This is a genomic window from Seonamhaeicola sp., from assembly GCF_028281565.1.
In the GTDB taxonomy this organism is placed as follows: Bacteria; Bacteroidota; Bacteroidia; order Flavobacteriales; family Flavobacteriaceae; genus Seonamhaeicola.
In genome coordinates this window covers 102,201-123,766 of the sequence record NZ_JANQJQ010000010.1, presented here as the reverse complement: position 1 = coordinate 123,766, position 21,566 = coordinate 102,201, and the positions used below count along the sequence as shown (strand labels likewise).

At 37.6% G+C, this 21,566-nt stretch carries 21 protein-coding genes; 9 read left to right on the top strand and 12 right to left on the bottom strand.

Going from position 1 to position 21,566, the window contains the following annotated elements:
• Positions 1–2 precede the first annotated feature (2 nt).
• Positions 3–797, bottom strand: coding sequence for a glucosaminidase domain-containing protein (locus Q0983_RS04505; RefSeq protein WP_299549411.1), 795 nt, complete (start codon positions 795–797; stop codon positions 3–5).
• Positions 798–1,709, bottom strand: a complete 912-nt coding sequence (locus Q0983_RS04500) for a pyridoxal-phosphate dependent enzyme (RefSeq protein ID WP_299549408.1) — start codon at positions 1,707–1,709, stop codon at positions 798–800. It lies immediately after the preceding gene.
• Between the two features lie 44 nt (positions 1,710–1,753).
• On the opposite strand from Q0983_RS04500, the gene Q0983_RS04495 reads away from it, so the two are divergent.
• Positions 1,754–1,951 (top strand): DUF5522 domain-containing protein, encoded by a 198-nt coding sequence (locus Q0983_RS04495; protein WP_299549405.1) that lies wholly within the window; start codon positions 1,754–1,756, stop codon positions 1,949–1,951.
• Positions 1,952–2,105: 154 nt separating this feature from the next.
• A complete protein-coding gene (locus Q0983_RS04490) occupies positions 2,106–2,687 on the top strand; it encodes a DUF4136 domain-containing protein (RefSeq protein WP_299549401.1) in 582 nt (193 codons plus the stop codon).
• A 52-nt stretch (positions 2,688–2,739) separates the two neighbouring features.
• Here the strand turns inward: Q0983_RS04490 and Q0983_RS04485 are convergent, their stop codons facing one another.
• On the bottom strand, positions 2,740–3,843 hold the full coding sequence (locus Q0983_RS04485; protein ID WP_299549398.1) for a bestrophin family ion channel: 1,104 nt from the start codon (positions 3,841–3,843) through the stop codon (positions 2,740–2,742).
• 148 nt (positions 3,844–3,991) lie between these two features.
• Here Q0983_RS04485 and Q0983_RS04480 point away from each other — a divergent pair, with 148 nt between their 5' ends.
• The gene (locus Q0983_RS04480; protein WP_299549395.1) at positions 3,992–5,761 is read left to right on the top strand and encodes an aromatic amino acid hydroxylase; all 1,770 of its coding nucleotides are present in this window, start codon (positions 3,992–3,994) and stop codon (positions 5,759–5,761) included.
• Between the two features lie 198 nt (positions 5,762–5,959).
• Here the strand turns inward: Q0983_RS04480 and Q0983_RS04475 are convergent, their stop codons facing one another.
• Positions 5,960–6,712 carry an enoyl-CoA hydratase/isomerase family protein gene (locus tag Q0983_RS04475; protein ID WP_299549391.1) on the bottom strand — a complete coding sequence of 251 codons (753 nt, stop codon included), beginning with the start codon at positions 6,710–6,712 and terminating at the stop codon, positions 5,960–5,962.
• Between the two features lie 136 nt (positions 6,713–6,848).
• Positions 6,849–7,784: a pyridoxal-phosphate dependent enzyme gene (locus tag Q0983_RS04470; RefSeq protein ID WP_299549388.1), complete on the bottom strand. Its 936-nt coding sequence runs from the start codon at positions 7,782–7,784 to the stop codon at positions 6,849–6,851.
• A gap of 84 nt (positions 7,785–7,868) precedes the next feature.
• Between Q0983_RS04470 and Q0983_RS04465 the strand changes: the two genes are divergently transcribed.
• Entirely contained in the window at positions 7,869–8,174 is a 306-nt protein-coding gene (locus Q0983_RS04465) for a rhodanese-like domain-containing protein (protein WP_299549385.1), read from the top strand.
• Here the strand turns inward: Q0983_RS04465 and Q0983_RS04460 are convergent.
• The 7 genes from Q0983_RS04460 to alaS form a co-directional block, all read right to left on the bottom strand.
• Complete coding sequence (locus Q0983_RS04460; RefSeq protein WP_299549382.1) at positions 8,169–8,783, bottom strand: DUF4230 domain-containing protein; 615 nt, start codon at positions 8,781–8,783, stop codon at positions 8,169–8,171. The two genes, Q0983_RS04465 and Q0983_RS04460, sit on opposite strands and share 6 nt — an antisense overlap.
• Positions 8,784–9,255: 472 nt before the next feature.
• On the bottom strand, positions 9,256–9,906 hold the full coding sequence (locus Q0983_RS04455) for a response regulator transcription factor (protein ID WP_299549379.1): 651 nt from the start codon (positions 9,904–9,906) through the stop codon (positions 9,256–9,258).
• The gene (locus tag Q0983_RS04450) at positions 9,896–11,854 is read right to left on the bottom strand and encodes a sensor histidine kinase (RefSeq protein WP_299549376.1); all 1,959 of its coding nucleotides are present in this window, start codon (positions 11,852–11,854) and stop codon (positions 9,896–9,898) included. The genes Q0983_RS04455 and Q0983_RS04450 overlap by 11 nt, the downstream gene beginning before the upstream one ends.
• A gap of 70 nt (positions 11,855–11,924) precedes the next feature.
• Positions 11,925–12,209 (bottom strand): hypothetical protein, encoded by a 285-nt coding sequence (locus Q0983_RS04445; RefSeq protein WP_299549373.1) that lies wholly within the window; start codon positions 12,207–12,209, stop codon positions 11,925–11,927.
• A 237-nt stretch (positions 12,210–12,446) separates the two neighbouring features.
• The gene (locus Q0983_RS04440; protein ID WP_299549370.1) at positions 12,447–14,297 is read right to left on the bottom strand and encodes a hypothetical protein; all 1,851 of its coding nucleotides are present in this window, start codon (positions 14,295–14,297) and stop codon (positions 12,447–12,449) included.
• A 137-nt stretch (positions 14,298–14,434) separates the two neighbouring features.
• Positions 14,435–15,400 carry a GSCFA domain-containing protein gene (locus Q0983_RS04435; RefSeq protein WP_299549367.1) on the bottom strand — a complete coding sequence of 322 codons (966 nt, stop codon included), beginning with the start codon at positions 15,398–15,400 and terminating at the stop codon, positions 14,435–14,437.
• Between the two features lie 33 nt (positions 15,401–15,433).
• A complete protein-coding gene (gene alaS / locus Q0983_RS04430; protein WP_299549364.1) occupies positions 15,434–18,046 on the bottom strand; it encodes an alanine--tRNA ligase in 2,613 nt (870 codons plus the stop codon).
• Positions 18,047–18,270: 224 nt separating this feature from the next.
• Between alaS and Q0983_RS04425 the strand changes: the two genes are divergently transcribed.
• From Q0983_RS04425 to Q0983_RS04405, 5 genes are all read left to right on the top strand, one after another.
• On the top strand, positions 18,271–19,242 hold the full coding sequence (locus Q0983_RS04425; RefSeq protein ID WP_299549361.1) for a M23 family metallopeptidase: 972 nt from the start codon (positions 18,271–18,273) through the stop codon (positions 19,240–19,242).
• Positions 19,242–19,571: a MerR family transcriptional regulator gene (locus tag Q0983_RS04420; protein WP_299549357.1), complete on the top strand. Its 330-nt coding sequence runs from the start codon at positions 19,242–19,244 to the stop codon at positions 19,569–19,571. Before Q0983_RS04425 ends, Q0983_RS04420 begins: the two co-directional genes overlap by 1 nt.
• Before the next feature lie 85 nt (positions 19,572–19,656).
• A complete protein-coding gene (locus Q0983_RS04415) occupies positions 19,657–20,244 on the top strand; it encodes a LemA family protein (RefSeq protein ID WP_299549354.1) in 588 nt (195 codons plus the stop codon).
• The gene (locus tag Q0983_RS04410; protein WP_299549351.1) at positions 20,245–20,682 is read left to right on the top strand and encodes a TPM domain-containing protein; all 438 of its coding nucleotides are present in this window, start codon (positions 20,245–20,247) and stop codon (positions 20,680–20,682) included. It begins immediately after the preceding gene.
• Positions 20,683–20,725: 43 nt separating this feature from the next.
• The gene (locus Q0983_RS04405; RefSeq protein ID WP_299549348.1) at positions 20,726–21,541 is read left to right on the top strand and encodes a TPM domain-containing protein; all 816 of its coding nucleotides are present in this window, start codon (positions 20,726–20,728) and stop codon (positions 21,539–21,541) included.
• Positions 21,542–21,566: the final 25 nt, after the last annotated feature.

Here is a 21,566-nt window from a genome sequence, read left to right as displayed (position 1 = left end):
TTTTAGTTTTCTGATGATGGTTCAACCTGCAACTCTTGTCCGATACTAAGCGTGGTTCCGGTTAAACCATTCATATTTTGAAGTTCTTTTACTGTAATGTTATATCGTCTTGAAATGGAATATAAAGTATCTCCTTTAGCAACCACATAGGTAGCTGGTTGTTTTTCCGGGGCTTTAATTTTTTTATAAGCATCGCCCAACACTTCTTTATCGTACTCATACAGCTTATAACGTTCTATTAAAGAGATCAGCTTTTGCGGATATTTTCTATCGGTGGCGTACCCCGCTGCTTTTAAGCCTTTTGCCCAGGCTTTATAATCACTTTGTTTCAGTTTGAATAAACCGGCGTACCGTTTCCGTTCTTTTAAGAAAAGCGAATGGTCTCTAAACGAATATTTTGCATCTCTGTACTTTCTGAAACACTCCCCTTTCTTGTCGTCATCATGATAGATCTTAGCACCGGTCCACCCATGACATTTAATACCGAAATGATTATTGGCCTTGACCGACAACCTGCCGTTTCCGGATCCCGATTCTAAAATTCCCTGTGCCAGTGTAATACTTGCAGGAATATTATATAATTCCATCTCGTTTTGAGCAATAGCCTTATATATATCAATATATCTTTCGGTATCACTGGCATAAACCTTTTCAGGCTTAGTTACTTCAACCGGGGTTTCTTCTGTTTTTACAATCGCTTCCGTTTTAGGTTCTTCAGGCTTGGCCACGATCTTTTTCCTTGTTTTACAACTAAACAAAAAACACCCTAAACATATTATAAGCAGTATTCTCTTCATCTATTCGATTATAGGTAAATGTTTCTTTTTTAAAACTGCATTCATCCCTTCAATGCCTTGCAGGCCTCCGGTATGGATTGCTAAAATTTTGGTTCCTTTTTTAAAAAACCCTTTTTCAATTAAATCAAAGATACCAAACATCATTTTCCCTGTATAAACCGGATCCAAAGGAATATTATGCTCGGTTTTAAACTTATTGATAAACGTAATCAATGCTTCGTTTATTTTGGCATACCCCCCAAAATGATAATCGGTTATTAAATCCCAATTGGTTTTAGAGACAAATTTACTAATATCTTCTTTTAAAAAGTCGCCTTTTAAAGCAGGAAAACCTAAAACTTGTTGACCGGGTTTTGAACAATTTATAAGCCCTGAAATGGTACCGCCTGTTCCAACAGCGGAGCAGATATAATCGAAACCTGCATCAGTTTCCGTTAAAATCTCTTCGCATCCTTTTACAGCCAGATCATTCGTGCCGCCTTCCGGTACTAAATAAAAATTTCCAAAAAACTCGTTTAAACCTGTCAGGAAACCGGCATCGGCTTTGGTTCTGTAAATGGCTCTGGACACAAATTCAAATTGCATGCCATTGGATCTCGCAAAACGAAGTGTTTCATTGTCATCAACTTTACCCTTTAACTCGTCTCCTCTAATCACACCAATAGTTTTAAAATTGAATAGTTTACCGGCGTAAGCCACAGCAGCTATATGATTAGAGTAGGCGCCCCCAAAGGTTAAAAGCGTATCATGGCCCAAAGATCTCGCCTCTAAAAGATTGTATTTTAACTTCCTGTATTTATTTCCGGAAACAAACGGGTGAATTTTATCTTCCCGTTTTACATATAATTCTACGCCCGGGTTTTCAGACAAAATAACCTGTTCATTGATACTATTTTCAAGCTTAAAATGCATTACCGCGAAGATACTTTTTACAAATTAATCTATCTTTGTTTCCTATGAAAAAAATAATTCCCATTGAGGAGGGCGATTACTACCTAACGCCAGAGGGTTACAGGTGCTTTACGGAACAATATCACTTAAAAAGAGGCTATTGTTGTGAGAGTGGCTGCAGGCATTGCCCTTATGGTTATAACCCTTCAACTTCACTCCGAACAGGCAAAAACACCAATACGATCAAGAAGAACAATAGTTAAACCTCATTAACTATTGGTATGATTCTTGATGTTATTTTTTAAACCGAATAACCATTATTTGCTACCTAAGGCTTTATTTTGTTAAAAAAGCCCAATACCTAACACAGTTGATAATAGTTTATTAAATTTACTATAACCATTAAAATTTTGCATTATGAAAACATTATTTAGAGCCTTACCACTATTGGCTGTTTTATTTGTGGTTACATCTTGTACCTCTGTGAGGGTTGCAGCAGATTATGATAAAAATGCGCAGTTTAACGAATACAAATCCTTTGCATTTTTTAAAACGGGAATTGACAAAGCTGAAATCAGCGATTTAGATAAACGAAGAATCCTTAGGGCTATTGAAGCCGAACTAATGGCCAAAGGCTATACAAAATCCGAAAGTCCGGATATACTGGTTAGCCTGTTTACAAAATCTCAACAACGTGTAGATGTTTACAACAATGCCTGGGGCATGGGCGCCTGGGGTTGGGGTGGCTGGGGCTGGGGTCCCGGTTGGTGGGGACCCGGATGGGGTCCAGGTTGGGGCTGGGGCTGGAATCAGCCGATGGTTTCAACCAGTACACAAGGAACTTTATTCATAGACCTGATTGATGCCAATAAAAAAGAACTGGTTTGGCAAGGTATTGGAACCGGTTATTTGACCAGGAAGATGGAGAAAAAGGAAGCGCGTATTAAAGAGTTTGTCTCTAAAATAATGGAAAAATATCCTCCGGGAGCATTACAATAATATTTTAAAAGCGACCGGTTACTGAGGTTCTCGAAGTACGGTCGCTTTTTTATTACATTACAATATCATTCTCCCAAACATAAGGCTCCGGTATATCGGTATCATCGATAAGCTGTCTGATATCAATTTCAATACCCCGGCTTAAATCTGTAATGGGTACATCGTTTGGCCCGCCCTCAAAAGGGTTTTCTGAATTTTCTCCTATGGCTTCCATAGTATGGAACACCCATGAAATTAAGGCACTAAAAGGCACCGAAAACCATACAAAATGTTTTGCAATGGCTACCTGTGATCTATGAATCAAAGAGAGTTGGTCGGTATGTGTACTAAGATGGTCCAGAATGGTGGTTCCAAACCCTTCAAATTCTTCCATAATACCGTAAGGTATGAGCAAAATAAAGATCCAGACAAAAATATAATTCAAGGTAGCGAACTGCCTTGGATACGGAAAGTTTTTAATACGCTCGCTCTTTCCTTGCAACGTGTAAAATTCTACCAGCATATTCATCATTTCCATATGACGAAAATCTTCAATTAAACCGGCTTCCATAAGTTCTTTTAACCGCCTGGATTGCACTCCCAATAATTGTGATGCCTTATTGCCTTTGGCAAATATTTCTTTATATTCTTCATCGGAAATATAGGGCTTCACAGCACCCTCTATAGGTTCAACATCCTCACAGACCCTATAATATTGTGCCCTGAATTCCTTATTGGACCGCTGAGATTTTAAGTGCATTTCCCAGGGTTTATCTTTTCTAAGCTGGTACCGCAGTGCATTTAACCAGGCCACATGCCTGTGTACCAATTCGCGCTTGATGGCCTGTAATTCTTCGGGTGTTTTAGTCGTGGCTTTATGGTCATTTGTTATAAAATCTTTTACCATGATGGTCCAGGAACGCGAAGCATTTACTATACCTCCCCAAATCTTCCGGGCTTCCCATAACCGATCATAAGAGGCATTATTTTTAAAACTGACAATAAAAGCTACGGCCGTACCTAAAACGCCTAAAGGCAACCAGGGTACATGTAACCATTTCAGTTCTAAAATATCAAATAGCACCACCGGAACGAGTCCTAAAACAATAAATAAAATGATGTGGCGGCGTGTCCATTTTATGACGCCTTTTATTGGAAATATTCTTCTTGTATACATAGTGTTTTGTAAGGAATCATAAATATATAAAAATCCTTTCGTTTGAATAAAAACGAGAAAACGTTAAATTTTAATAAAAATAATTCAAAATAAAATCCATTTTATAAGAATTTCGTATTTTTAATCATTAAAGTTTCCAAAGCATATCATGAAAAATTTAATTGAGACCAATCCTATTTTAAATAAGCTGCCCAGGCATTTAAAACAATTCATGAAGCCTCAAAACTATGAGGATTATTCGGCTATTGATCAGGCTGTTTGGCGCTACGTTATGCGCAAAAATGTAAACTTTTTAAGCACGGTTGCCCATAAATCGTATTTGGAAGGCTTGAAACAAACCGGAATTTCTATTGACAGTATCCCAAACATGTACGGTATGAACCGGATCTTAAAAGATATAGGTTGGGCCGCCGTAGCGGTTGACGGGTTTATACCGCCTAATGCCTTTATGGAATTTCAGGCTTATAATGTTTTAGTCATTGCCAGTGATATCCGGCAATTGGAACATATTGAATACACCCCTGCTCCAGATATTATCCATGAAGGTGCGGGACATGCCCCCATAATAGCGAATCCCGAATATGCGGAATACCTGAGACGCTTTGGAGAGATTGGTTGCAAAGCGATCTCATCGGCTAAAGATTACGAATTATATGAAGCCGTCAGGCATTTATCCATTATTAAAGAAGCACCAACTACTAAAGAGGAAGACATTATTAAAGCCGAAAAGCAGGTTGAAGCACTACAACAAAATATGGGAGCCCCCAGTGAAATGGCGCTTATCAGAAATTTACACTGGTGGACTGTGGAGTACGGACTTATAGGAACGGTTGAAAATCCAAAAATTTACGGTGCCGGTTTACTATCGTCTATTGGCGAAAGCGAATGGTGTATGACCGACGCTGTTAAAAAACTGCCTTACACCATAGAAGCTACCTATCAAAACTTCGATATTACAAAACCGCAACCGCAGCTTTATGTCACACCGGATTTTGCTCATTTAAGTTTAATTCTGGAAGAATTCGCCAACACCATGGCTGTTAGAAAAGGAGGGCTTTCAGGAGTCAATAAGCTTATTGAATCCGGAGCTTTAGGGACCATTGAGCTAAGTACCGGTATTCAAATTTCAGGTGTTTTTACCGAGACCATTGAAAACGAAGGGCAACCTGTTTATATTCAAACTACCGGCAATACCGCCCTGGCTTACAGAGAAAAAGAATTGGTCGGTCATGGTATTGAAACGCATACCAAGGGTTATGGTTCTCCTATCGGGAAGTTAAAAGGTATTAATCTGGCTATTGAAGATATGAGTCCGCGAGACCTTGCGGCCTATAACATTTATGAAGAACAGACCGTCACACTGGAGTTTGAAGGCGGGGTTAAAGTTTCTGGCGAGATCATTACAGGAAAACGCAATTTACAGGGCAAGATCATTTTAATCAGCTTTAAAGATTGTACGGTAACACACCATGACAAAGTGCTGTTCAAACCGGAATGGGGCATTTACGATATGGCGGTAGGAAAAGAAATAGTTTCGGCATTTTCAGGCCCTGCAGACTTGAATAGTTTTGATCTAATTACACATGTGCCTTCCGAAAAAACCATTCATATTGAAAAATCTGAAGAGCGATTGCGATTAGAAGCGTTATACCAACAAGTGAGAGATTACAGGGAAGGTAAAAACAGGACCATTTCAAGAACAAAAGTCCTTGAGGAACTTATTGAAAATCATCCGAACGATTGGTTATTGCCGGTTGAACTGTATGAATTAGCTTTTATTGGTAATGAAACTAATTTATGCCAAACTATCTTAGAGCATTTGGAAACTATTAAACAAGACAGGCCTGATGTCGGGAAATTAATTGATGACGGATTAAACATGATCCGTTATGAAAAAAACCATTCAACTAAGCGTTAATCTTTTAACCAAATAAATTATGTGACCTAATTGAAATTACTGTGTCATAGTATCACAAGCATATTGGTAAAGTAAAACTCAATTACGTTTACTGTTTATAAATATAGAGCCCTTTTAAATTTAATAACAGTGACATTGGTTTTATGCTCAAGTTAAAGCTTCAAAGCTTTTCTTGAGCATTTTTGTTTATTAGCTTCCCTATCTGAAACGTTTAAGCGTTTTTTTTGTGAATTTACTTAAAACCAAGGTACCACTTTTGGCAGCCCTTTCCTGTAATAGTGTATCCCAGTGATCGGTTCCTTCCCAAAACACTTGTTTCATGCTATTTAAAGCATCAGGATTATAACTACTTAGTTTTTCAGCCAAAACTTTCACGGCTTCATCCAATTCATCGGTAGTTTCAAATACTTCGGCATATAAGCCTTTTTCTTTTGCCCAATCGGCAGAATAAAATGTCTCCGCATCAATGGTCATTTGAGTCATGGCTGTTTTTCCTATTTTTCTGGACACAGCGGGTTCTATCACAAACGGACCAATACCAATACTCAATTCGCTTAATTTTACTGAGGCATATTGCGTTGCCAGGCAATAATCTGTAGCCGCTGCCAAACCAACACCGCCACCAACGGTTTTTCCCTGCACTCTGCCGATAATCAGTTTAGGACATTTGCGCATGGCATTGATCACATTCGCAAATCCTGAGAAGAATTGTCTGCCTGTTTCGGTATCTTCAATAGCAATTAACTCATTAAAACTGGCCCCTGCACAAAAGGTTCTGTTGCCGCCGCTTTTAAGTACAATGACTTTAACACTTTCATTATTCCCAGCTTCAATGATAGTCTGCTCCAATTGATGCAAAACATCACCGGGCATAGAGTTTCTGTTAGGATGAAAAAATTCTATAAACCCAATTTTATCTTCAGTTGTTAAGGTTACATAAGGTTCTGTCATGGTTGCAAATTACAATAATTAGCAAGAATTTTACATAAATACTTTTTGAAAAATTCTTTTATTTTGGATTCCCGCTTTCGCGGGAATGACAGTTACAAAAAGCACCTCAATGCATGCATTGGAGAGGTCCTTTCGTTTAAAAAGGCAAGTTTGAAACATCAACATTTCCACCGGAAAGTATCACGCCTGCTTTTTTGCCTTTAATATGATCTTTATGCTTTAAAAGTGCTGCAAATGCCACAGCACTTGAGGGTTCCACAATAATTTTCATACGTTCCCAAATAAGTTTCATAGCGTCTATAATGTCTTGTTCGTTAACTAAAATTATTTGTTCTACATATTCTTTTATGATGGGAAAGTTTCTATCGCCCAAATTAGTTCTTAAGCCATCGGCAATGGTATTGGCTGATTCATTTAACTCAATTTTGCCTGAAATTAAAGAGCGATAGGCATCATCTGCATTTTCCGGTTCACCGGCAATAACCTTACATACTTCGGAAAAGGCATTAGCTGCTAAAATGGTTCCTGCCAACAATCCGCCGCCGCCAACCGGTGTAAAAATATAATCTAAATCAGGGTAATCTTCTAAAAGTTCTATGGCTGCTGTCCCCTGGCCATGGATAACATCATGGTCATTTGAAGGGTGTACAAAAGTGGCACCGGTTTCCTGCCGGATCTTATCAGCTGCTGCTTCCCTGGCAACCGTATTGGAATCGCATTCCCTGATAATGCCTCCATACCCTAAAACGGCATCCTTTTTTACCTGAGGAGCATTTTCGGGCATAGCTATATACGCCTTAACACCAACACTTTTTGCCGCTAAGGCTAATGCCTGGGCAAAATTACCCGATGAATGTGTTACCACGCCTTTACTTTGCTGCGCTTTGGTTAAATTTAAAATGGCGTTGGTGGCACCCCGCATTTTAAAAGCCCCCATTTTTTGAAAGTTCTCGCACTTAAAAAACAAGTCCACGCCACTAATTTGATTTAATAGCTGGGATGTTAACACAGGTGTTCTGTGGATATATGGTTTAATACGACGGTGAACTTTTTGTAGATCGGATTTGTTCATTTGCTGAATATACTAAAATTACACGGTAACAGAGGTTACATTACTTTAATAAATTAATAAGGATATTTGCTTAAAATTAAAACGATGGGACTAGTAAATTCTCTATTTGGAACTAAAAAAAACAGGATTGAAGATTTTAAAAACAGAGGTGCTGTTATTATTGACGTAAGAACACCCCAAGAATATCAACAAGGTGCTATTAGCGGCTCTAAAAACATACCGTTACAAACATTGAACTCTAAAATTGACGCCATAAGAAAACTTAACAAGCCTGTTATTACCTGTTGTGCCAGTGGTATGAGATCCGGTAGTGCCTGCCGCATTTTAAAACCTCATGGTATTGAAGTTTTAAACGGTGGTGGCTGGCAAAGTTTATCCGGACAGCTATAGTTTTAAATTTTGAAGTGATTCTAAAGAGGTCATGGGCAATTCATTATATTGAAGTGTCCACCCAAACGAATTGGTTAAAATGTAGAATTTAGAAAGTTCACTTATCAATCGGTTCTTTGCATTCTTTTTTAAATCCGATGCTTCAATCTTTTTTGCCAAAGACACATCAACTGCCTTCTTAATAGCGTTATAATCTTTAGCTTCAAACGGATTAAAGAAGTCTGCTTGTATGTCGTAATATTCTAAATCCGGGTTGATATTGATTTCCTCCTTCGGAATACTTAAAATATGCAGAGTTTTATTGGCTTCGTCAACTTTGAATTCAATTTTACTTAAATCGTAAGCAATAGTAACACTGGCATTAACAACCACAAGTGCTTTTTTCTCAGAGGTAATATAGTCACCAAAAATTTCTTTTGAATTCTTATAATTAAAGACTTCACTAAAATGCCCTTCGGTGACAACCAGCTTTCCAACATTTTTAATTTGTTCTTGTATAAGTGTAGAACGTTCCTGAAGCACTATGTTGTCCTTTCTTCTGTCGTCACAATACTTGAACGTAAAAAGAACGACCAATGTTATAACAACACCAAATAGAATTTTTCGCATGTTACTAATTTAGACATTATATAGAAAAATCAATTTAATTTGGCCAGAAAAAAGTATTCGTTCTGGAGGAAAAACTTAAGCACATATATATGCAATCATGAAGACAATAAACTTAAGATCCCACTTTTCAGCTGGATTATCCCGATAGCTATTGGGACAACTTGCAAATTGAGAAAGCCTGTAATAGGCTTCTCAAATTGAGTTTCATAAAAAAAACATTAGTTTCCTTCGACATAAGAAGTCTAACCAATGCATTTATGGAATGTAAACTAACACTACAAATATAAGCCCGGTGTTTGAAAGCTAGTTTATCTAAAAGTTAAAGAATGTTTAAAATAAGCCTTTTAAAGGCTTTAAAAGATTCATTGGGCTTATCGAAGTATTTTAACTCATCCAAAATCAAGATCGTTTTCGACAGGCTCAAACTGACAATGTGATTTAGGTTGGCTTCTTAGAAAGTCTATAGTTTTTCTCATATTAACTTATTCTTTTTAGCCTTTTGTACAGCCTCCAGTTTATTGTGCACCTGTAGTTTTCTATATATATTTTCTATATGCTTCCTAATAGTTCCTGTTGACAGAATTAAATTATCTGCAATGGCATTGTAACTTAAACCCTTGCTAAGTTGTTCCAGCACGTCAACTTCCCGATTAGTTAAAATTATGTCTTCTTTTTCTTTAGCGTTTTCAAAAGAATCTGGATTCCTTAAAAGCTTGAGTGTTTTTAAAGCAATAGATGGGGTCATGGCAGCACCTCCGGTCAATGTGTCTTTTATCCCGTCATATAAATCTTTTGGGCCCACTTCCTTTAGCAAATACCCATCGGCTCCTGCCTTAATAGCGTTGAAAATATTTTCATCGTCATCAAAAACGGTGAGCATAATTATTTTAATATGCGGATATTTTTGTTTTACCGTTTCAGTACTTTCAATACCATTTTTAACGGGCATTTCAATATCCATTAAAATGAGGTCCAGGTTATGATTTTCTTCAAGTTTTACCAATAGATCATCACCGTGAACAGCGGTAAAACTCACTTTTACATCCTTACAAAAAGAAAGCTTTTCCTTTACTGCCTTTATTAAAAAGCTATTATCATCTGCTATGGCTACTTTAATGGTCATGCTGTAGACTTAAAATAATTTCAGTTCCCTTATCCTTTATACTATTATAAACGATCTCGGCCTTTATATTGGCAGTTCGTTTTTTCATATTGTTAAATCCGTTGCCTGCTTCAATCTCATGGATATCAAACCCACTTCCGTCATCCTTAATTAAAAACACCACCGAATCATTTTTCTTTTGGATCTGAACATCGATATTGGAAGCTTCGGCATGTTTAATAGCATTGTTTACAGCCTCCTGAATAATTCTATAAATATTCATCCCCTTTACCGAAGTGAAGACCAACGTTTTTGAAAGCGCTTCATCTATAGTAACATTGAAGCCCAAATCGGTCGCCGATACATTGGCCTTATCAATGAAATTTGAAATGCGCGCTTGCAGATCATCCAAAGTAATTTCACTTTTATTCATGGCCCAAATAGTGTCGCGCAATTCATAAATAGTTTCTTTTGTAAAATCACTAATATCAGTTAGTTTGCCTTTGAGCTTATCATTGGTAATTTTAAATCCGTATTGTAAATTTTCTATAGATGAAATAATAAAAGTCAACTGTGCTCCGATATTATCGTGTAAATCCCTGGAAATCCTTAGCCGTTGTTCCTGTAGTTTATTGTGGGTTTCAATTTCAGCCAGAGCCTGTTTAAGTTCATTCTCTTTTTGTAGTTGCCGGTTCTTTAATTTTTGCTGGTTATAAAGTAAGTATCCTAAAATGATCAGTACTACAGTTAATACAACCAAACCGATAATCTGCGTATTTTTTCTACTTAAATTGAGTTCTTTTTCAGCTATTTCCGCGCGCTGTGTTTGAATTTCTTTTTCTCTTTCGGCCGTATCGTATTTCTCTTGAATTTCGGCCACTTCCTTAGTTATTCTACTACTGTAAATGGAATCGTTTAAAGATTTAAATAACGCCTTATAATACATAACACTATCCGGAATTCTTTTATAGGCATAATAGGAAGCCAATTTATCATAGGCATCCATTTTTAATTCATTTATATTGAATTTTTCCGATTGGTTTAATCCCGTATATAAATAGTTTTTCGCCTTGCTAAAATCTTTTAGGTCTATATACAACCCGGCAAGGTGTAAGGAGGTACTTGTAATACCGTAATTATCGTTTAATTCTTTTCTTAGTTTTAATGCTTTTGTATTGTAATCAATAGCTTTGTCATATTCCTGCATATCGTGTAATATGCCTCCGTAATTATTATAAAGAGTCGCCAACTCTTTTTTGTAATTGTGTTTTTCAGCTAAATCAATACTTTTTAAATAATACGTTTCGCTTTGCGCCGTATCTTTTAAAAACAAGTAAGCATTGGCTATGTTATTATAAGTTCTTGTTAGCCCTAAATTATCATTGATCTGTTTGTTGACCTCAGCAATTTCTAGATGTGTATCCAGTGCTTTTTTATACTGTTTTAAACCTCGGTATATATTGGCTATGTTTGTTTTGATATAAGCAACGTATCGTGTATGATTCTTTTCCTCGTATATCTTCAGGGCTTTGGTCGCGTAGAAAATAGCGGAGTCCAGCTTAAATGTATTCTGATGAATGAGCCCTATTTTATTATAAAGGGCTGCAATACCAATGGTGTCATTAAGCGCTGTCCTTATTTTTAACGATTTTCTATAGTGACTCAAAGACTCGTGATAATGGGCCAGGCCGTAATGAATGATTCCCAAATCATTGTAAGCCTGTGCTTCTCCTACCCTATTATTGGTTTCCTTTGAAAGCTTTAAAGCTAAATTCCCATATTTGAAAGCCGAATCCACAGATATGGTTCTGTAATACCAGCACAAATCGCCATAAGCTTTTATCTTAACTGAATCTGAAGGTTTATTGTAGATTACCTTCTTCAAGCTGTCAATTATCTTTGAATTATCCTGGGGGAAACAATACGTAATAAGCAACAAAAAAGTAAGCGAGAGGAACTTTCTTTTCATCTGTTTATTTCTATTTTTTGGTTGGTAGGGTTGGTTGCTTCTATAAATATAGGTTGAAAAACTATAAAATTTACCGGCTTTGCTCAAATATAACTTTTTGAAGCGAAAGAAGTTGTTTTATAGTATCAAAAAAACGCGGGAGCAATATTGAATTAATGTCATCATTAAGAGCCGTCTTTTGCTTCAACCTGATATTTTTTTGTTTTACAACTTCTAATTTAAGCCTTAAATCATGGTCGTTTAAATGCCCCTTTTTCTTTAAATGTATCACCCTCTTTTGAGCCTGAACTATGCAAATAACCGCTATAAGGATAGCCAGAGCAATTAATACTTCAAAAACCAAATTAAAGTCCATAACTACTGTGATTTAGTCTTAATGAAGTTGAAATTAGTACATAAAAAAACACCAATCGCCATTCTTTTCTACAAGATCTGAGCAATTGATGTTTTTGATATGAACTGATTAATAGCATTTTAAATCTACAACTATATGTTATATGTGGGGTAAATTTTCGATAAACTGTTATTAAAAAAGATTAAGCGCAATAAAATATTTATCACGCCTAATCGAACAAATCTCAACAACAAGATTTTACTGATTTAAGTTGTAAGCACTTATGTTGTTGCTTTTGTCTTTGAAATAGAGGAAGCCGGCAATATCATCTACTTCGTACATTGGATTCTTATCTTTAATTACAATTTCATTCATTGTTTCCCCGGAATCCTTATCAACTTTCACTAGAGCAACGCCCCCGTCAACCTTGGTCAAAATAAACGATGAATTGGCAGTAGCTTTGGTCGCTTTAAAGCGTTTCATCATTTCCTGGAAGGAGGCATCGGCAATAGCTGCATAGGCAGCGGCAGCATCTTCTTCCCTTTGAACTGCTGAATGATACGCAGGAACTCCGGCACCTTTCATATAACCCGCCCTGGCTGAATGCGCTGCACCCATAGTCATTGAAGCAGCCGTAAGTGCACCCATAAGCACAGCTCCAAAAGCACTTTTACCAGGAGCTCTTTTATAAGTATGCCATTTTGAGGCTCCCTGAAAATCCAACATTTCTAAATTCTGTGAAGCCGTAAGTAGTATTCCTGTGTCCCTTACATCAATACCTGTTGGGTCCTCTTTACCTTCAAACTTGGTCCCGTTAGAAATCAGGTTATATTCACCATTATTACCATCAACTTCATAAACACCATCTTTACAAGTGATTAGAAAACGATCTCTTGTAGAATCGTAAGTAGAAGCTACTGCGGCAGAGCGTTTATATTTGATGGCCTTCCCAAATACCGATTCGCCTGTTCCCATATCAATAATATCAGTATCCGTTTCAGAGATATATAGCAATCCTTTTGGAACCGTTGCCATAATTTGAATGCCAGGACCAGTTTTTAAAGGTTTTTTCCATCGTGGTTTTCCATCAAAAGCTATTTTGTTTATACCTCCGTCAGATACACCGAAAATAATACCGTCCTCTTCAACATAAAAATGGTTGATGATGCCTTTAGTTTTAGGTGACTTATCCCATAGATCTGCCCCTGAATTTAGGTCCAGTAAATATACTTTTGAAGTCCCCGAGCCTTTTAGTTTGTTCATTAATTTATTACCACCACTAACAATATTGGTTACTATGGCTAAACCTGCTTTGGTAAATTCTATAGTAGAAATGACGCCTTTGATCTTATTACCGTCGGGCCACAGTGAAGCTCCATTGTTAGCATTAATTTTATAAACTACAGTATTATCCCCCTTTGAACGGAACGCATATACTTCGTTCGAGGCTTCATTGGTAATAATATTGGTAGCATTTTTTACATCAGCCGTCCATTTTACGGCTCCGGAACTTATGGAATAACACTCTACATTTTTTAATCCCGGAATGATGATGTTATCGCCCATAATATCAGGTTCACCGGTCATCGGGTTGGATGGTTTGCGCTCAAATATTTTAACCAGCTTACCGGTCTTTAAATCATACAAACCAACTCCTGCGGTATATTTCCCGCCCCCTTCTTTATGCATCCCGTTAACCACAAACATCATTTCAGGATATAAAAAATACCTGCTTGTAACCCCGTTTTGCCAATCCTCAGCTTTGGAATCGAACACTATTTTTCCTTTGACTACATCAATCACCACTGTATGCATAAAAATACCACGGGGTTTGATGATGACGTAAGGCGTATTAGGCACAAACTCTAAATGCTCTTCCTTAACACGTTTTAATCGTTCCATTTTAAAAGATACTTCACTACTATTAGGTCTAATACCTGCTAATGCTTCACCAGTTGAAGCCAGTAAAGTTCCGGACTCATGAAGTATTAACCACTTTACCTGACCATCAAAAGCATATTGATAATTTGGAGTGGTTTTTTGAGTCCATCCTGTGTGCGCCAGTAACATAACCGTTATCAGCATCACTAGTTGTTTTAAGTTTCCCATTGTTGAATTTTGTTTACAATTAATAGCATCTCAAAATTGCAACTATATAGAAATCAAATCAATACGATGAATTGCGTATATTTCTAATTAGAACACAGATCGCTTCGCTCTTAGAGAATAGATTATAGACGAATTAGCTAAAACTTAATATGTGAGTACCTGGATTGAAGTTTATTAATTTTTGCTTCAAGCTTTTGGAGAAATTTTTGGTGTGCTTCTGAGTTGGGGTTGAACGGTTTGTGCAACAACCCTTTTTGAACGGCATCAACGTCCTCCATGGTCTTTTGTGCTTCAGAAGTTATCCACACCTGGTTGAACTTGTCCCAAATGTAATTTACTGCTATTTGGCTGGGGTGTATCATATCGTCTTTATAAAAACGATAGTCGCGCAGTTCGTCCATCATGATTTCATACGATGGAAAGTAAAACGAGTTACGATTTTCGATGGACACGTTTTGATTTAAAAATTGATGGATAGCTGTAATTAAATGTGCCTTACTCTGCGTATTTTCTACAAAACCGTCTTTTAGATGTCTTACGGGAGAAACTGTGAAAATGATTGAAGTTTTAGGGTTTACGCTTCTGATTAAGTCGGTGGTATTCCGTAATAATTCAACAACTTCTTCAACTGATAATAGGTCTTTTGAAAATTGCTTTTGAGGCACCTTATGACAATTGGCAACTATGTTCCCGGTTTCTTTATGCCGATATACCCACGAAGTTCCTAAAGTAATAATGATGTGCGTTGCACTGTGGATTTGTTTATTAGTTAATTTGATCTGCTTATTTAAGGCACCCAACAAACTGTCTTTTGAGCTGTTACTTAATCTTGAATGTGCGTCAAAGCAGTGCCATTGTTCGTTATTAAAAAAAGCATCTTCATCGGTATAATGCCTCTCTTTAATAGCATTTTCAACTAATGTTTTAATGGCTTGCGGGTGAAATAAAATCCCAAACGGATTTACCTCAGATTGAAACTTGAAATATCCTAACTTCTCACCAATATTCTCAACAAAACAGGAACCTAATAATAGCATTTCAGACTCATAACCTATTTGATTATCAGACTGCCTGGATAATGGTATTTTGGTTTGAAGGTTCATACAAATGGATTCCTGCCTTCGCAGGAATGACAACTAATTTATATAGCTCTTAGCAGCCTTTAAAGCGTCTTCTATCCCATTAGGATTTTTACCTCCTGCAGTAGCAAAGAATGGTTGTCCGCCACCGCCACCCTGGATATATTTGCCCAATTCACGTACCACTTGCCCGGCATTCAGGTTATTACTGGCAACTAATTCTTTTGAAATATAGCATGACAATAAGGCTTTTCCGTTTTGTTCCGCCCCAAGTAATAAGAATAAATTATCAAACTGACTTCCTAATTCAAAGGCCAGATCCTTAAGGCCGGCAGCGTCAAGCTCCACCTTTTTGGCTAAGAATTGAACACCGTTAACATCGGTCAACTCACTTTTCAATTCACCTTTAATATTTTTAGCCTTATCTTTTAAAAGGGCTTCTATCTGCTTTTTTAAACTGGCATTTTCATCCTGTAAATTCTGTAGTGCTTTTACCGGTTCTTTGGCATTGTTAAGTAAATCCCTCATCTCGAAATAAGCCCGGTTATTCTCGTGATAAAAATCCTTAACCGCATCATTGGTAATAGCTTCAATACGCCTGATCCCTGCTGCCACAGCCCCTTCCGAAATGATCTTAAAATGCCAGATATCTGCTGTATTCTTTACATGTGTACCACCACAAAGCTCTATGGACTGTCCAAAACGAACCGCCCTGACCGTATCACCATACTTCTCACCAAATAAAGCCATAGCGCCTTCTGCAATCGCTTCTTCCATAGGGATATTTCGCTTTTCTTCTAACGGTAGTTTTCCATCTATTCTGGCATTTACAAAATTTTCCACATCACGTAATTCCTCTACGGTGAGCTTCGCAAAATGCGAAAAATCAAAACGCAGATATTTTGAGTGGACCGCACTACCCTTCTGCTCTACATGATTTCCTAAAACCTCTCTTAACGCCTGGTGAAGTAAATGTGTTGCCGTATGGTTACACTCTGTTCTGTAACGTTGTTTGGCATCTACAACCGCTTTAAACGTTTCATTAATATGCTTCGGTAAATTCTTAGCAAAATGAATGATAACGTTGTTTTCTTTTTTGGTGTCCAAAATATAAACCACATCCCCGTGGGCATCTTCCAAATACCCTTTATCTCCAACTTGTCCGCCCCCTTCCGCATAGAAAGGTGTTAGATTGAACACCAACTGATACATATCACCTTCTTTTTTAGAAGACACTTTTCTGTACCGCGTTATTTTCACATTGGCCTCTAAAGTATCATACCCTATAAATTCCTGATCCGAATCATCAACTAAAATGGTCCAGTCATCGGTTGACATTTCACTGGCAGCACGGGAACGGTCCTTTTGTTTTTGTAGTTCTTTGTTAAAGCCTGCTTCGTCTAACTTATACCCTTTTTCTCCTAAGATCAACGATGTTAAATCTATCGGGAAACCGTAAGTATCATACAATTCGAAGGTTTTTTCACCCGAAACCGTATCGCCTTTAGTTTCATCTACTATTCTGTTCAACAGGATCAACCCTTGTTCCAGGGTTCTTAAAAAAGAATTTTCTTCTTCCTTTATAACATTTTGGATCAGTTGCTTTTGAGATCTTAACTCCGGAAAGGCTTTCCCCATTTTTTCACTCAACACGTCCACCAACCTGTAAATAAACGGTTCTTTTTTATCTAAAAAGGTGAATCCATAACGTACTGCACGTCGTAAAATCCTTCTAATCACATAACCTGCCCCGTTATTACTAGGTAATTGGCCATCGGCAATTGAAAATGCTACGGCACGCACATGATCTGAAATGACCCTAATAGCAATATCCACCTTTTCTTCTTTACCGTAATCTTTGCGGGTAATGGTCTCAATCTCGCGGATAATGGGCGTAAACACATCGGTATCATAGTTAGACTGCACCCCTTGCAACACCATACATAAGCGTTCAAAGCCCATACCGGTATCAATATGTTTATTTGGTAAGGGCTCCAATGATCCGTTGGCTTTTCGGTTATATTGCATGAATACCAGGTTCCATATTTCCACCACTTGCGGATGGTCCATATTCACTAAATCTTTCCCATCCACTTTGGCTTTTTCTTCGGCTGAACGAATATCCACATGTATTTCACTACAAGGCCCGCAAGGTCCCTGGTCACCCATTTCCCAGAAATTATCCTTCTTGTTCCCTTTTAAAATACGATCCTCCGGCACATGTTTTTTCCAGAAATCATAGGCTTCGATATCCATAGGTAAGTTATCGCCTTTATCACCTTCAAAAACCGTTACATAGAGTATGTCTTTATCAATGCCATAGACTTCGGTAAGCAGCTCCCAGGCCCAGGCAATAGCTTCTTCTTTAAAATAATCCCCAAAACTCCAGTTGCCCAGCATCTCAAACAGGGTATGGTGATATGTGTCATAACCTACTTCTTCCAAATCATTGTGTTTTCCTGACACACGCAGGCATTTTTGGGTATCGGCAATCCTATTGCTTTTGGGTTCGGCATTGCCCAAAAAGAATTCTTTAAATGGCGCCATCCCCGAATTTACGAACATCAGGGTTGGGTCGTCTTTTAATACCATAGGTGCCGAAGGTACAATACTGTGCTTTTTACCTTCAAAAAAATTCAAAAATTTAGATCTGACTTCTTGTGACTTCATTTATTCTAAGGGTATTCTCTTTTGTGTTAAATTATATAAATTGTAAAACAATTTCTATCTTTACTCACCAAATTCTATAATAAATTTTGGTGTTTGTGAACCTGTTTCTATTATAAACCATCTGCAAACATCAAAATAATAATTAGTTAGGTTTGGTCGTTAGCATTAAAAACTCAGGCCTTAGGCTTGAATTTATTCGATGCAAAAATAGTATAAATAACGTAATGAGTAAGGTAAAATATTACTACGATCCGGAATCACTTTCTTATCGCAAAATTGAGCGCAAAAAACGACGTACATTTAAGTACATTATGGTGTTTCTTTTAGCCTCGTCTTTGTTCGCTTTTGGATTTGTTTTTATAGGAAGCCACTATATTGAATCTCCCAAGGAAAAAGCTTTTAAACGTGAGTTGCAAAACATGCAATTCCAGTATGAGATCCTAAACAAGAAAATGGCCGAAGCCGAAGCAGTTTTAGCTAATGTAGCCGACAGGGACAATAATATTTACCGCGTTTATTTTGAAGCCAACCCAATACCTGAGGCACAGCGTAGAGCCGGTTTTGGCGGTATCAATCGATACAAAGATTTAGAAGGTTTTGATAATTCAAAACTCATTATTGAAAGCAACAAACGCTTAGATATACTTCAAAAACAAATCGTGGTGCAATCTAAATCGCTGGATGAAATAGCGGCGCTTGCCGAGGAGAAAGAAAAATTGCTTGCAGCCATACCGGCTATTCAACCGGTAAGTAATGAAGACCTGACACGAATGGCCTCCGGTTACGGTATGCGTACGGATCCGTTTACCAAGGCAAGAAAAATGCATTGGGGCATGGACTTTACAGCGCCCAGGGGAACGCCTATTTATGCCAGTGGTGATGGAAAAGTAGTCAGGGCAGATTCCCGGGCCAGTGGTTATGGGAAACACATACGTATAGATCACGGCTTTGGCTATACCAGTTTGTATGCCCATTTATATAAGTACAACGTACGTAAAAACCAGAAAGTAAAACGCGGTGACCTTATAGGTTTTGTTGGCAGTACCGGGCGCTCTGAAGCACCGCATCTTCACTATGAAATCTTTAAGGACGGTAAACGCATCAACCCTATAAACTTTTACTACGGAAGTTTAACAGCTGAAGAATTCAGTAAATTGCTGGAACACGCTTCTTTAGAAAATCAATCCCTCGACTAATGCACATAGATTTACCTGAAAGACGCTACTACGGTATTGGAGAAGTTGCCAAAGCTTTTGGTGTTAACACCTCTTTAATTCGTTTTTGGGAAAAAGAGTTCGATATCCTTAAGCCTAAAAAAAATGCAAAAGGTAACCGTAAGTTTACACCGGAGGATATAAAAAACCTTAAATTCATCTATCATTTGGTTAAAGAGCGCGGGTTTACTCTGGAAGGTGCCAAAACGCATCTTAAAGAAGACAAAAAAGAAGCACTTAGCAATTTTGAAATTGTCAGTAAACTGGAAGATATTAAAGTGCAGTTATTAAAAATCAAGGAGCATCTTTAAAAAAGATTTCTTGATTGTTGTAACTTTTTAATAAACGACGTGTCACATAGTTAACCATTAATAAATTTATTTTAAACTATTTATCATGAAGAAATTTTTACCATGGATCATTATTGGAATTCTTGTCATTGGATTATACTCTTGGGGAAAAGGGTTTAATAATACTGCTGTGAGGTATGAAGCTGATGCTAAAACCGCCTGGTCTAACGTAGAAAGCGCTTACCAGAGACGCGCCGATTTAATTCCGAATTTGGTAGCCACAGTTAAAGGGTATGCAGCCCATGAAAAAGAAACGCTGGAAGGTGTTATCAAAGCTCGCTCTGAAGCTACAAAAACGACTATTGACGCCAATAATTTAACACCTGAAACCATGGCGCAATTTCAACAGGCCCAACAAGGGTTAAGTGGTGCGCTTTCAAGACTTCTGGTTACAGTTGAGCGCTACCCTGATTTAAAAGCAGACAAAAGTTTTTTAGAACTCCAATCTCAACTTGAAGGCACTGAAAATAGAATCAATGTTGAACGCAACAGATATAATCAGGCTGTGAATAAATATGATATTCATACAACTGAATTCCCAGGAAAACTATTGGCTGGATTGTTCGGTTTTGAAGAAATGCCTAGATATAAGAGTGATCCGGGTAGTGAAAATGCCCCTAAAGTAGAGTTTTAAATGTCTAAAATTGAAGATTTTCTTTCTGCAGCTGAAGAACAAGAGATTGTTGAAGCCATCCGCAAAGCAGAGCTAAACACATCCGGAGAAATACGGGTTCATATTGAGAAAACATCTTATGGTGATGCTCCCAACAGAGCGTTAGAGCTTTTCCACTCACTTAAAATGGATAATACCAAAGAGCAAAATGGCGTGTTGATCTATGTTGCCGTTGAAGACAGAGCCTTTGTGATCTATGGTGACAAAGGCATCAATGATGTGGTCTCTGATGATTTTTGGGACAGTACTAAAGATGTTATACAATCTCATTTTAAACAGGGTCATTTTAAACAAGGGCTGGTAGAAGGTATTTTAATGTCCGGTGAACAACTAAAAAAATATTTCCCATATACCGATTCTGACACTAACGAACTCTCTGACGAAATTTCTAAAGGCTAAAACCCGTATGCAGTTATCAGTATTCAGTAAACAGTATTCCAAAATGAAAATTATTTCTTTTACTTCAATACTTTGCTTTACGCTTTTTTCTTTTAATATTTCGGTTGCCCAGTTTGAAATTCCGGAAAAACCTTCAGACAGCAAACAGACTTTTGTTTACGACTATACTAAGCCTAAACTTCTATCCAAAAGAGATTCAACGAATTTAGCCATTAAACTTAGAAAATATTCCGATACGACTTCCACGCAAATTGTTGTTGCCATCATAAGTTCAACTGAAGGAGAGGAAATAAAATATTTAGGCGCACAGTGGGGAGAAGCCTGGGGTATTGGTCAAGAAAAAGAAGACAATGGTATTTTAATTCTATTGGCTAAAGACGACAGAAGGATTGCCATCAATACCGGTTATGGTGTGGAACATCTGTTAACCGATGCCATGTCGAAACGGATCATAGAGCGTGATATCATTCCATTCTTTAAACAAAACAACTATTATGGCGGATTAAACCGAGGGACCGATGCTATTTTTGAAGTTTTAACTGGCGAGTATAAAGGCACAAGAAAATCTAATAACGATTTTCCTGTCGGTTTCTTTTTAATCTTTATCCTGATCTTTTTTGTCATACTTATTTCCATTTCAAAAGGTAGACGCGGTGGCGGAAAAGGTGGCAGAGGTGGAAGATCCGGCGGTATAGATATTTTGGACGCCATTATTCTAAGTAATATGGGGCGTTCATCTGGTAGTCGTTGGGGATCCAGCGGAGGCAGCTCCGGTGGTGGCTGGTCGTCAGGGGGTGGTTTTGGTGGCGGCTTCGGTGGCGGTAGTTTTGGTGGCGGTGGTGCCAGTGGTGGTTGGTAAATTATATTTACACCTAAAATTTATT

What these genes read in the sequence shown, in the direction of transcription:
- Q0983_RS04505 (WP_299549411.1), bottom strand. Translation starts at nt 797, where the DNA reads ATGAAGAGAATACTGCTTATAATATGTTTAGGGTGTTTTTTGTTTAGT.
- Q0983_RS04500 (WP_299549408.1), bottom strand. Translation starts at nt 1,709, where the DNA reads ATGCATTTTAAGCTTGAAAATAGTATCAATGAACAGGTTATTTTGTCT.
- Q0983_RS04495 (WP_299549405.1), top strand. Translation starts at nt 1,754, where the DNA reads ATGAAAAAAATAATTCCCATTGAGGAGGGCGATTACTACCTAACGCCA.
- Q0983_RS04490 (WP_299549401.1), top strand. Translation starts at nt 2,106, where the DNA reads ATGAAAACATTATTTAGAGCCTTACCACTATTGGCTGTTTTATTTGTG.
- Q0983_RS04485 (WP_299549398.1), bottom strand. Translation starts at nt 3,843, where the DNA reads ATGTATACAAGAAGAATATTTCCAATAAAAGGCGTCATAAAATGGACA.
- Q0983_RS04480 (WP_299549395.1), top strand. Translation starts at nt 3,992, where the DNA reads ATGAAAAATTTAATTGAGACCAATCCTATTTTAAATAAGCTGCCCAGG.
- Q0983_RS04475 (WP_299549391.1), bottom strand. Translation starts at nt 6,712, where the DNA reads ATGACAGAACCTTATGTAACCTTAACAACTGAAGATAAAATTGGGTTT.
- Q0983_RS04470 (WP_299549388.1), bottom strand. Translation starts at nt 7,784, where the DNA reads ATGAACAAATCCGATCTACAAAAAGTTCACCGTCGTATTAAACCATAT.
- Q0983_RS04465 (WP_299549385.1), top strand. Translation starts at nt 7,869, where the DNA reads ATGGGACTAGTAAATTCTCTATTTGGAACTAAAAAAAACAGGATTGAA.
- Q0983_RS04460 (WP_299549382.1), bottom strand. Translation starts at nt 8,783, where the DNA reads ATGCGAAAAATTCTATTTGGTGTTGTTATAACATTGGTCGTTCTTTTT.
- Q0983_RS04455 (WP_299549379.1), bottom strand. Translation starts at nt 9,906, where the DNA reads ATGACCATTAAAGTAGCCATAGCAGATGATAATAGCTTTTTAATAAAG.
- Q0983_RS04450 (WP_299549376.1), bottom strand. Translation starts at nt 11,854, where the DNA reads ATGAAAAGAAAGTTCCTCTCGCTTACTTTTTTGTTGCTTATTACGTAT.
- Q0983_RS04445 (WP_299549373.1), bottom strand. Translation starts at nt 12,209, where the DNA reads ATGGACTTTAATTTGGTTTTTGAAGTATTAATTGCTCTGGCTATCCTT.
- Q0983_RS04440 (WP_299549370.1), bottom strand. Translation starts at nt 14,297, where the DNA reads ATGGGAAACTTAAAACAACTAGTGATGCTGATAACGGTTATGTTACTG.
- Q0983_RS04435 (WP_299549367.1), bottom strand. Translation starts at nt 15,400, where the DNA reads ATGAACCTTCAAACCAAAATACCATTATCCAGGCAGTCTGATAATCAA.
- alaS (WP_299549364.1), bottom strand. Translation starts at nt 18,046, where the DNA reads ATGAAGTCACAAGAAGTCAGATCTAAATTTTTGAATTTTTTTGAAGGT.
- Q0983_RS04425 (WP_299549361.1), top strand. Translation starts at nt 18,271, where the DNA reads ATGAGTAAGGTAAAATATTACTACGATCCGGAATCACTTTCTTATCGC.
- Q0983_RS04420 (WP_299549357.1), top strand. Translation starts at nt 19,242, where the DNA reads ATGCACATAGATTTACCTGAAAGACGCTACTACGGTATTGGAGAAGTT.
- Q0983_RS04415 (WP_299549354.1), top strand. Translation starts at nt 19,657, where the DNA reads ATGAAGAAATTTTTACCATGGATCATTATTGGAATTCTTGTCATTGGA.
- Q0983_RS04410 (WP_299549351.1), top strand. Translation starts at nt 20,245, where the DNA reads ATGTCTAAAATTGAAGATTTTCTTTCTGCAGCTGAAGAACAAGAGATT.
- Q0983_RS04405 (WP_299549348.1), top strand. Translation starts at nt 20,726, where the DNA reads ATGAAAATTATTTCTTTTACTTCAATACTTTGCTTTACGCTTTTTTCT.